A 10,182-nucleotide genomic window follows, 5' to 3' on the forward strand; every position below is an offset into this window, starting at 1 on the left:
CCTCTCCCACAGATTTTTTGAAATGAATTGCGCTTGAAAATAATCCGAGAAGTTTTTGCTGAAAGCCTTGATTTTACTGGCTTTTCGCTCCTCTTCTCGGATTATTTTTCTCCTCGGATAATGCGCCCTTGCTGGGGGCAGGGGACGGGGCGCAAGCCCGTTACCCTTGCGCCCCGCCCCCGTCTTTGTCTTCGCTTGTGCCGTCCTCCTGCGCTGTGTGGGCGGTCTTGGCGGCGGTTGCAACGAAAAACGCCCCTGCCAGTTTTGGCAGGAGCGAGGCTGATGTTTTGAAATTCTTTGATGGACGATGATGGAAAAATTGCGGCTGTTGTGGTAAACTGGATATGCCATTTAAGTTGTAGGTAATGTCAGGGGGGTGGGATGATGGGCAAAGATACAAAACGACTTTCTTATAAATCCAGTTATAAGAATTTTCTGCTCCAACACATTTGCTTTTTCATTCTGCGCGTTGCTGGAATTGGAGAATACTGTTTTGTTGTCATTTTCCCCTCTGTGTATGTTATATCTAAATCAATCCCTGCTCGACCGCAAATGATATTTGCATTAGTAATACCTTTAGGTTTTATTATATTTGCTATTATAGCCTGCGTAGATGCAGGGCGATATGGAGAAGAAATAGTACGGCTTTTCTCTGGTAACTTTTTGGTTGAAACAGGATGTGTTTCAGAAAAATTTAAAAACATATATACGATTGGGCCGGTTCTTTCATCAAGGACGAAAACAAAATTTGAACATTTTTCTTACCCTAACTTTTACATAAAAGATAAAAACTGTGAGCGCGACTTTCATGTTGGGGATTTCATAAAAATTGTATATCCACGTTCTCAAAAATTGAATGTGCGTACTGAACGTCAGTTATATGCAATCTATGCTTTTTCATCAGCCGAAGCATATTCAATAAATACGCAAAAGGGTATGGACAAAGAGCGCAAAAAGGCAGCTTTACTATTTTTGCTTGCAATAACTTTTCTATCAGCAGCCTTGTTATGTGTTTTGTTCGTATTAACAAATGCCCTATTAAGACGTATACACATTTATCCATGAAAAAGCAAACTGCCCGTTAAACCGAATTGTTTTATTTGATGTAAACGAAAACGGTGAGGCCGGTGTTGCCCATGCGTACCTCGGTCACGCAGGCTGGGCGGTGGGGAAAGTACATTGTCTCTCAATTTGAGCGTTAAAAACCGAAAGGAGAAAATATCATAGAACTTTTCATTCAGGTTAATAATACAAGTCAATTTTTGTCTCAACTATTGAAGTATATACAGAGTAAAATTGATGTCCAAATGCGGCAAACGAAAGACGATGATTCCATATACATAGGCTGTAAAAATTTCTATGCGTATATCTTGACTAAGAATGTTCCGTCATTTGAATGTATTGAAAAGGAATTTGATGTTAGTCTAAACCTGGATATTGACATAGAGATATACCAAGAAAAATGGGACTGTGGGGTTGCAAATCTTCGGTTGATAGTTGAATGGTTTTTAGAAACTTTCACTGGGGATATGGTCTTATTGAGTGATACATCTGAATTAATTGCTTTGCGGCAAAGAAGCAAAGTAACCCAAAATTATAACACAATCTCCTGTTGAACACCCCCCACAATCCAACGAGGCCGGGGGCAGGGTTGTACCCCTCCCGGCCTCGCTCCGCAAGCTCATTACCCTTGCGCCGCGCTCCCGCCTGCGCCGTCCTCCTGCGCTGTCTGGGCGGTTTTGGCGGCGGGCTGGGTGTTACCCCTCCCCGCCGGTTCCGCGCCCTGTGCGGGGGCTGTGGCGGCGTACTGGGCGGTCAAGCCGTCCAGTACGCAGCGGCTGTGGTCGGTGGCGATGGCCTGCTCCACAAAGGTCTTGAACTGCTCCTCGGTCAGCGGGATGGTGCCGGGCAGCAGCTTCTCGATAAACCCCATGCGCTTGCAGAGGCGGTTCGTCCTGTCCTTGCGCTCCTGCTCTTTCTGCTCCTGGATAAGCCGCTTTTTCTTGTTTTCAAGCTGGCGGATTTCTTCCTCGATGCTTGCGATTTTCTCAATTTTGGTCTTTGCCATTTGTTAAAATCTCCTTTCGGTTTTTCGGTCTGGAATGGATAGGAATGGAAAAGCCGCCACACTCTTTTTCAGCATGGCGGCTCGGTGGGGTTCAGATGGCGGCATGGGCGGCTCCGGCTTCCTGCGGCCTGATTTCGTAGACTGTGCCTTTCAGAATTGCCGCCCGCTGTGCTTCCTCGGCGGCTTTCCTGGCGGCTACCTTTCGGGCATAGCGTACCTTGTCCCGCTCACGCAAAGCCGCCCGCTGTTCCTCCGTCATTTCGTGGCGGCGCTTTTTCTTGCTCTTTCTTACCGGCGTTTCCTCCGGCTGTTCCTCCTGTTCGGGCAGGTCGAATTTGCCGATAAAGTTCAGATAGATTTCAACCTCCTGCTCCCGCACCCCGTTCACTTTGGCGGCCTCGTGGACGATGATTTTCTCCACAAATTCATTCAGCAGGGACGCGGAAAACTCGGTAAACTCGGTGTGCCGCTTCACCAGTTCGATAAACTTGTCAGCCCTCACGCTGTCGGTGTTGTAGCGGTCGATTTCGGCCTGTAACCTCTCGATTTCCCCGTCAAGGGTTTTCTGCTCGTTGTCGTAGCCGGTCAGCAATTCGGAAAAGTGGTTTTCGGGTATCTTCCCCGTGGCGTAGGCTTCATAAAGTTTCTTGATTAAGCCGCTGATTTCCTCCCGCCGCCGCGTGGCTTTTGACAGCTTTTTGCGGCTCTCCTTTACCGCCGCCTTCTGCTGTAATGAGGATTTCTCCCGGACACGCTCGATAAACTCCGCCTCGTTCTCCCGCACATATCCGCTCACCCGCCGTATGGCTTCCAGCACCAGGCTTTCCACAACGCTGACGCGGATGTAGTGGCAGGTGCAGCTTCGGGAATAGTGGCGGTAGCTGGAACAGACATACTCATGGTGGGGCTGGTCGGGTCTGCCGGTACTGCCCCTCTTGTGGTACATCTTCTCTCCGCAGTCGGCGCAGTACAGAACGCCGGTCAGCGGGTTCGGCTCGCCGCCGATGCGCTCCCTGACACGCTTGGTTTCCCGCAGACGCTGAACGACATTATATCTCTATATCTCTCCCGTACATTCCGCAAGACCGCCGCGGAAGCCTCATCCGCCGGATTTCGTTCCCCGGCGGAAAAACCGTCCGCGCCATCGCTGTAACGTGCGCCCGCGGCCGGGCCGTACCTCACGGCTCTTTCCGGCCTTATTACGGCGGGGCCCTTTTTCGAGCGAATAAAAAAACCGCACGATTAAAAAATCGTGCGGTTTTAAAAACTGCGCTGTTCGGGCCTTGCGCGGGGGCTGTCCGATAAGGAAACCGCCTTTCGCGCGCTTTATCAGCGGCCCTTTGGGGATTAGTAATAACGCTTCTTGTTCTTGCGGGCGGCCTCAGACTTCTTGCGCCGCTTCACGCTGGGGCTCTCGTAGTGCTCCCGCTTCCGGACCTCGGCCAGCACGCCGGCCTTGGCGCAGCTGCGCTTGAAACGCTTCAGTGCGCTGTCGATGGACTCGTTTTCCTTGACGTGGATCTCAGACATCTATATTTTCCCTCCCTCCGAGGTATCCGGCTATCTCCAGGATACTTTAAGGGCCATGTTATATGGCTTCAACATCGCTATTATACAGATTTGGAGGAAACTTGTCAAGTGCAATTCCAAAATCTCTGTTTCTTATAATCTGCCCGGGAAAGGGGCTGAAAAAACCGGGAAATTTCCACCGAAAAAGGGCCTGTATCCCTCCTGTGGCGGCGCTTTTGGCGAAAATGACGGAGATATCGCAAAAAATTCTATTGACAAACCGCCGGAAATCCTGTATCTTATACCCCAACAGCAAAACAACAAAACGCGATGACAGAACGCGATGACAGGGAGAAAGTCCTTTTCCGTATGCTTCAGAGAGCCGCCGGTTGCTGCGAGGCGGCGCGGAGGGGAAGGACGTCACTGGCCCTCGAGCGGCTCCGCTGAGACTGCGGTTTAGGCGGAGACGGCTGGCCTCGTTATTGGCCGAAGCCTTGTTTGAGGCTGTGAGGGCCGTTGGGCAACCGGCGGCTAAACCAGGGTGGTACCGCGTGTTGATTGACACGCCCCTGACTCGAAGGAGTCAGGGGCGTTTTCTTGTCCCCTGACCTATCCGACACCATATTCTGCAAGGAGGACACCGCTATGAAACCCGGATTTGAAAAGTATATTCCCTTCCAGCCCCAGCCCATTCAGGGCCGCACCTGGCCGGACCGGAAGATTGCCAAGGCCCCTGTTTGGTGCTCTGTGGACCTGCGGGACGGAAACCAGGCGCTGATTGACCCCATGAACCTGGCGGAGAAGCTGGAGTATTTCCACACGCTGGTGGACATCGGCGTGAAGGAGATTGAAATTGGCTTCCCTTCCGCCAGCGAGACGGAATATGAAATCTGCCGGGAGCTCATCGAGGGCGGTCACATTCCCGGCGACGTGACCATCCAGGTGCTGGTCCAGGCCCGGGAACACCTCATCAAAAAGACCTTTGAGGCCATCCGGGGCGCGAAGAATGTGATTCTTCATTTTTACAATTCCACCTCCACCCTCCAGCGCAAGGTGGTTTTCCACATGGACTGCGACGACATTACCAAAATCGCCACCGACGCCGCCGATCTCATCTATGAGATGTCCCAGCCTATGATTGCCGAGGGCATGAACCTCCGCTTCGAGTATTCCCCTGAATCCTTCATGGGCACGGAGATGGACTACGCCGTGGAGATCTGCCAGGCGGTGCTGGAGCACCTCCACGCCACGCCGGAAAAGAAGGTCATTTTGAATCTCCCCACCACGGTGGAGAACTGCATGCCCAATCAGTTCGCCGACATGCTGGAATACTTCATCCGCAAACTCCCCGGCCGGGACCGCGCCGTCATCTCCCTCCATCCCCACAATGACCGGGGCTGCGGCGTGGCCACCACGGAGATGGGCCTGCTGGCCGGAGCCGACCGGGTGGAGGCCACCCTCTTCGGCAACGGGGAGCGCACCGGAAACGTGGACATGGTGACCCTGGCCATGAACATGTATACCCAGGGCGTGGACCCGGAGCTGGACTTCTCCAACATCAACAAAATCAAGGAGATGTTCGAGCGGTGCACCAAGATGCCCGTGGGCGACCGCCAGCCCTATGTGGGCAAGCTGGTCTTTACGGCCTTCTCCGGCAGCCATCAGGACGCCATTAACAAGGGCGTCCAGTATATGAAGACCTCCGGCACGGAGTATTGGGAAATCCCGTATCTCCCCATCGACCCCGCCGACGTGGGCCGGGAGTACGAGCCCATCATCCGCATCAACTCCCAGTCCGGCAAGGGCGGCGCGGCCTATATCATGGAGCACGACTTCGGCTTCGACCTGCCCAAGTCCATGCAGCCGGAGTTCGGCCACATCGTCCAGGTGGAGACGGACAAAGTGGGCAAGGAGGTCGCCCCGGAGCGGATCAACGAGCTGTTCCACCAGGAGTATATCGAGGCGAAGCAGCCCTATCAGCTCATCAAGCACGCCTTCCGGGAGACTGTGGACGCCGAGGGCCACTCCCATGTGGCCTTCCAGGGGACCCTCCGCCACACGGACACGGTGTTCGAGGTCTCCGGCGAGGGCAACGGCCCCATCGACGCCTTCTTCAACGCCATTCAAGGCGAGAAAATCGACCGCTTCACCTTCCTGGACTACGCCTCCCACGCCATCACCGACGGTTCCGACTCCCAGGGCGTGGCCTATATCCTCCTTCAGGACCGGCGCACCGGCAAGCAGTACTGGGGCGTGGGGCTCAGCCACAACATCAACCTGGCGCCTCTCCGGGCCATCCTGTCCGCCGTCAACCGGGCCAAGCGGGCATAAGCGGACTTGCGGATATTCATGAATTCATAAGGAGCGTGACAACAAATGGGAATGACCATGACGCAGAAAATCCTGGCCAAGCACGCGGGGCTTCCTTCCGTCCGGGCGGGGCAGCTCATTCAGGCGAAGCTGGACCTGGTGCTGGGCAACGACATCACCACCCCCGTGGCGGTCAACGAGTTTGAGGCGGCGGGCTTTGACAAGGTGTTCGACAAGAGCAAAATCGCCCTGGTAATGGACCACTTCGCACCCAACAAGGACATCAAGGCCGCCGCCCAGTGCAAGCAGTGCCGCGCCTTCGCCCGGCGGTTTGACATCGACAACTACTTCGACGTGGGGGAGATGGGCATCGAGCACGCCCTGCTGCCGGAAAAGGGCCTGGTGGCCCCCGGCGAGGCCGTCATCGGCGCGGACTCTCACACCTGCACCTACGGAGCCCTGGGGGCCTTCTCCACCGGCGTGGGGTCCACGGACATGGGCGCCGCCATGGCGGCGGGGGAGACCTGGTTCAAGGTGCCCTCCGCCATCAAGGTGAACCTCACCGGGAAGCTCCGCCCCTTCGTCTCCGGCAAGGACGTGATCCTGACCCTTATCGGCATGATCGGCGTGGACGGAGCCCGGTACCAGTCCCTGGAGTTTGCCGGGCCCGGCGTTGCCGAGCTCTCTATCTACGACCGGCTGACCATCTCCAACATGGCCATTGAGGCCGGGGCGAAGAACGGCATTTTCCCTGTGGACGCGGTGACGAAAGCTTACGTGGAGGGCCGGGTAAACCGCCCCTGGACCGCCTATGAGGCAGACGGCGACGCGGAGTACGAGCGCACCGTGGACATCGACCTTTCCCAGGTGGACTGCACCGTGGCCTATCCCCATCTCCCCGAGAACGCCCACAGCGCCCGGGAGGGGAAGGACATCCGAATCGACCAGATTGTCATTGGCTCCTGCACCAACGGGCAGCTGCCCGATTTGGAGGCCGCCGCCGCCATTTTGAAGGGGAAGCACCTGGCCCGGGACGTCCGGGGCATCGTCATTCCCGCCACCATGAGCGTCTACCGGGAGGCTATGCGCCGGGGGCTCACGGACATTTTCCTGGACGCGGGCTGCATCGTCTCCACCCCCACCTGCGGGCCGTGCCTGGGCGGCTATATGGGCATTCTGGCCGCCGGGGAGCGCTGCGTCTCCACCACGAACCGCAACTTCGTGGGCCGCATGGGCCATGTGGACAGCGAGGTCTACCTGGCCTCTCCCGCCGTGGCCGCCGCGTCCGGCGTCGCGGGGCACATCGCCCATCCGGAAGAACTGTGATCAATTATGAATATTCAATGGGATGCCGAGAAATATACCAATGATTTTTCCTTTGTCCATCAATACGGAAGTTCCTTGCTGGACTTGATAGATGGGGAGAACTTATCGGTACTGGATCTTGGCTGCGGCAGCGGCGCGCTGACGAAGGAGCTTGCCGAACGGGGCTGCGACGCGGAGGGCATCGACGCGTCCGCCGAGCTGCTCCAGGCGGCCCGGACCCATTACCCGGAACTGCGGTTCACTCAGGCGGACGCGGTGAGCTTCCAGACGGGCAGGCAGTTTGACGTCGTGTTTTCCAACGCGGTTTTCCACTGGATTGACCGGGAAAAACAGGCGGATATGATTGCTCATGTGTTTGATGCGCTGAAACCGCAGGGGCAATTTATCTTTGAGTTTGGCGGACATGGAAACAACGCCCTCATCCACGGCGCGCTGGCCAGGGCATTCGAAGCTCGAAACCTCACCTATCAGATGCCGTTCTATTTCCCAACGGTCGGCGAATACGCCTCTCTTTTAGAACAAGGCGGATTTGTTGTCAGAACCGCGCTGCTGCTGGACAGGCCGACCAGGCTCAACGGCGGCGATGGTCTTTGTGAGTGGATTCGAATGTTTGTGAAAGCGCCCTTTGAGGGAATCGGCCCGGATCTCCGCGAGGAAATCATCCGCTCAGCCGCGGCGGACCTGGAAGGCATTTTGTGCCATAATGGAAGCTGGTACGCGGATTATGTCCGGCTGCGGTGCAAAGCCGTTAAGCCGTTGGTGTGACCGCTGGAAAAAGAGAAATCTTCATGATTATTTTGCGAAGCATGAGAAAGAGGTTTGAACATGAACGTACAGGGAACCGTCCATAAATACGGGGATCATGTGGACACCGACGTCATCATCCCCGCCCGCTATCTGAACACCCCGGACCACAAGGAGCTGGCCGCCCACTGCATGGAGGACATCGACAAGGACTTTATCCATAAGGTAAAGCCCGGGGACGTGATGGTGGCCGGGGTCAACTTCGGCTGCGGCTCCTCCCGGGAGCACGCCCCCATCGCCATCAAGGCCAGCGGAGTGAGCTGCGTCATCGCGGCCACCTTTGCCCGGATTTTTTACCGGAACGCCATCAACATCGGCCTGGCCATTTTGGAGTGCCCCGCGGCAAGCGGCGGCATCTCCGACGGGGACCAGGTGGCGGTGGACTTCGACACGGGCGTCATCACCAACGTGACGAAACACGAGACCTATCAGGCGGAGCCCTTCCCGCCGTTTATCAAGGACATGATCGAAAAGGGCGGGCTTATGGCCTCCTTGAAGGCCGGAAAGGCGGACAAATGAACAAGACCATTGCCGTCATCCGGGGCGACGGAATCGGCCCCGAGATCGTAAGCGAGGCCATCGGCGTGCTGGACGCCGTGGCGGAGAAATTCGGACATGCCTTCACCTATCAGGAGGCCCCCATGGGCGGCTGCGCCATTGACGCTTTCGGCGTGCCCCTGCCGGATTCCAGCCTGGAAACCTGCCTGCGCTCCGACAGCGTGCTGCTGGGGGCGGTGGGGGGCCCCAAGTGGGACGCCCAGCCCTCCGCCAACCGCCCCGAGCGGGGGCTTTTGAAGCTCCGCTCCGCCATGGGCCTGTATACGAATATCCGGCCCGCCCGGATGTTCTCCGACCTTGCCGCCGCCTGCCCCCTCCGGGCGGACATCGCGGCGAAGGGCATCGACTTCGTGGTGGTCCGGGAGCTCATCGGCGGCATGTACTTCGGCGAGCACACCACCTCCCAGGTGGACGGGGAGCAGAAGGCCGTGGACGTGTGCTCTTACAGTGAGCACGAGGTCCGCCGGGTGGCCCGGGTGGCCTTTGACATGGCCCGGAAGCGCCGGGGCCGGGTGACCTCCATTGACAAGGCCAACGTGCTGGACACCTCCCGCCTGTGGCGGAAGACGGTGGAGGAAACGGCGAAGGACTACCCGGACGTGGAGCTCCTCCACATGTATGTGGACAACGCCGCCATGCAGCTGGTCCGGGACCCCAGCCAGTTTGACGTGATTGTGACGGAGAACCTCTTCGGGGACATCCTCTCCGACGAGGCCAGCCAGATTACCGGGTCCATCGGCATGATTCCGTCCTCCAGCATGGGGGAGGGGACAAGGGGCCTTTACGAGCCCATCCACGGCTCCGCCCCGGACATCGCCGGGCAGGACAAGGCCAACCCCATCGGCACCATTCTGGCGGCGGCCATGATGCTGCGCTACAGCTTCGACATGAGCGCCGAGGCCGGCGCGGTGGAAGCCGCGGTGGATCGGACGCTGAAAGCGGGCTTCCGCTGCGGGGACATTCTGAACGAGGGCGGGAAGCTCCTGGGCTGCAAGGCCATGGGGGCGGAGATCCGGGCCCGGATTTGAACAGGAGGAATTGGAAAGGGGGAGGCGTTTCAGCCTCCCCCTTTTAAATTTTCCAGAGCGTCGGGGCGATCTGCGGTAATCATCCTAAGGGTTTGGCATTCTTCCAGGTCCGGGCAGCCGCCGCATGTGGTTACGCCCTTTTTCAAAGCGCATTGACGGATCTCGCAGAGCTGTTCGCAAAACACCGTTTTCACTCCCGCGGCCCGGCAGCCCCGGCAGTTGATATGTTCGGGCAGAATGGGGGCGTTGTTTAGCTCTGCCCACAATTTCGCGGTTTTCTCTCGCAGCGCCTGGTCGTCATGGATGGTCGCGAGGTACGCGCCGCATTTCTCACAGTCCAGGCCGCAATAGGCGATCATTTCTCTCATGGCCGTCTTCCTCCCGCAAATGGATGTTTCACATATTATAGCACCGTTCCCAGGCCAATTCAACCCGCCCTGTAAGGCTGGCGGCCCTAAAAGTCAAGAGAAATTTGCAAAAGACAAGAAAGAATAGCACCTTGCATAAGTGAGGCGGGCATATTTTATGCGTTTTCACAACAAAATGACATGACAAGCCAGCCGGATGGGTCAATCCCAT

Annotated in this window: 10 protein-coding genes and 1 other annotated feature; of the genes, 6 read left to right on the plus strand and 4 right to left on the minus strand. The window is 56.9% G+C overall.

What is annotated here, in order from left to right; translation table 11 throughout:
• Nucleotides 1-381: 381 nt before the first annotated feature.
• A complete protein-coding gene (locus Q1M04_RS15385) occupies nucleotides 382-1,065 on the plus strand; it encodes a hypothetical protein (protein WP_300346593.1) in 684 nt (227 codons plus the stop codon).
• Between the two features lie 619 nt (nucleotides 1,066-1,684).
• Here the strand turns inward: Q1M04_RS15385 and Q1M04_RS15390 are convergent.
• The 3 genes from Q1M04_RS15390 to rpsU all read right to left on the minus strand — a co-directional run bounded on the left by Q1M04_RS15390 (nucleotide 1,685) and on the right by rpsU (nucleotide 3,598).
• Nucleotides 1,685-2,068 carry a DUF3847 domain-containing protein gene (locus tag Q1M04_RS15390; RefSeq protein WP_300448695.1) on the minus strand — a complete coding sequence of 128 codons (384 nt, stop codon included), beginning with the start codon at nucleotides 2,066-2,068 and terminating at the stop codon, nucleotides 1,685-1,687.
• Nucleotides 2,069-2,159: 91 nt separating this feature from the next.
• The gene (locus Q1M04_RS15395) at nucleotides 2,160-3,104 is read right to left on the minus strand and encodes a DUF4368 domain-containing protein (protein ID WP_366140846.1); all 945 of its coding nucleotides are present in this window, start codon (nucleotides 3,102-3,104) and stop codon (nucleotides 2,160-2,162) included.
• Between the two features lie 311 nt (nucleotides 3,105-3,415).
• On the minus strand, nucleotides 3,416-3,598 hold the full coding sequence (rpsU, locus tag Q1M04_RS15400; RefSeq protein WP_016324321.1) for a 30S ribosomal protein S21: 183 nt from the start codon (nucleotides 3,596-3,598) through the stop codon (nucleotides 3,416-3,418).
• 313 nt (nucleotides 3,599-3,911) lie between these two features.
• Nucleotides 3,912-4,151, plus strand: a binding site (T-box leader).
• A 71-nt stretch (nucleotides 4,152-4,222) separates the two neighbouring features.
• On the opposite strand from rpsU, the gene leuA reads away from it, so the two are divergent.
• Genes leuA through leuB form a run of 5 tightly spaced genes read left to right on the plus strand, consistent with a single transcriptional unit; the run spans nucleotide 4,223 to nucleotide 9,603 of the window.
• Nucleotides 4,223-5,908 carry a 2-isopropylmalate synthase gene (leuA, locus tag Q1M04_RS15405; protein WP_297999756.1) on the plus strand — a complete coding sequence of 562 codons (1,686 nt, stop codon included), beginning with the start codon at nucleotides 4,223-4,225 and terminating at the stop codon, nucleotides 5,906-5,908.
• 45 nt (nucleotides 5,909-5,953) lie between these two features.
• Nucleotides 5,954-7,213 carry a 3-isopropylmalate dehydratase large subunit gene (leuC, locus tag Q1M04_RS15410; protein WP_295755791.1) on the plus strand — a complete coding sequence of 420 codons (1,260 nt, stop codon included), beginning with the start codon at nucleotides 5,954-5,956 and terminating at the stop codon, nucleotides 7,211-7,213.
• A 6-nt stretch (nucleotides 7,214-7,219) separates the two neighbouring features.
• Nucleotides 7,220-7,978, plus strand: coding sequence for a class I SAM-dependent methyltransferase (locus Q1M04_RS15415; RefSeq protein ID WP_297999754.1), 759 nt, complete (start codon nucleotides 7,220-7,222; stop codon nucleotides 7,976-7,978).
• 60 nt (nucleotides 7,979-8,038) lie between these two features.
• Nucleotides 8,039-8,536 carry a 3-isopropylmalate dehydratase small subunit gene (gene leuD / locus Q1M04_RS15420; RefSeq protein WP_204791321.1) on the plus strand — a complete coding sequence of 166 codons (498 nt, stop codon included), beginning with the start codon at nucleotides 8,039-8,041 and terminating at the stop codon, nucleotides 8,534-8,536.
• A complete protein-coding gene (gene leuB, locus Q1M04_RS15425) occupies nucleotides 8,533-9,603 on the plus strand; it encodes a 3-isopropylmalate dehydrogenase (RefSeq protein WP_204791320.1) in 1,071 nt (356 codons plus the stop codon). The genes leuD and leuB overlap by 4 nt, the downstream gene beginning before the upstream one ends.
• 29 nt (nucleotides 9,604-9,632) lie before the next feature.
• On the opposite strand, the gene Q1M04_RS15430 is transcribed toward leuB, so the two are convergent.
• On the minus strand, nucleotides 9,633-9,971 hold the full coding sequence (locus tag Q1M04_RS15430) for a DUF3795 domain-containing protein (RefSeq protein WP_297294834.1): 339 nt from the start codon (nucleotides 9,969-9,971) through the stop codon (nucleotides 9,633-9,635).
• Nucleotides 9,972-10,182: the final 211 nt, after the last annotated feature.

It is taken from the genome of uncultured Oscillibacter sp., assembly GCF_950073225.1.
GTDB lineage: Bacteria > Bacillota > Clostridia > Oscillospirales > Oscillospiraceae > Oscillibacter.

Coding starts and splice junctions, on each gene's coding strand:
- rpsU (WP_016324321.1), bottom strand. CDS start 3,598: ATGTCTGAGATCCACGTCAAGGAAAACGAGTCCATCGACAGCGCACTG.
- leuD (WP_204791321.1), top strand. CDS start 8,039: ATGAACGTACAGGGAACCGTCCATAAATACGGGGATCATGTGGACACC.
- leuB (WP_204791320.1), top strand. CDS start 8,533: ATGAACAAGACCATTGCCGTCATCCGGGGCGACGGAATCGGCCCCGAG.
- Q1M04_RS15390 (WP_300448695.1), bottom strand. CDS start 2,068: ATGGCAAAGACCAAAATTGAGAAAATCGCAAGCATCGAGGAAGAAATC.
- Q1M04_RS15385 (WP_300346593.1), top strand. CDS start 382: ATGATGGGCAAAGATACAAAACGACTTTCTTATAAATCCAGTTATAAG.
- leuA (WP_297999756.1), top strand. CDS start 4,223: ATGAAACCCGGATTTGAAAAGTATATTCCCTTCCAGCCCCAGCCCATT.
- Q1M04_RS15430 (WP_297294834.1), bottom strand. CDS start 9,971: ATGAGAGAAATGATCGCCTATTGCGGCCTGGACTGTGAGAAATGCGGC.
- Q1M04_RS15415 (WP_297999754.1), top strand. CDS start 7,220: ATGAATATTCAATGGGATGCCGAGAAATATACCAATGATTTTTCCTTT.
- leuC (WP_295755791.1), top strand. CDS start 5,954: ATGGGAATGACCATGACGCAGAAAATCCTGGCCAAGCACGCGGGGCTT.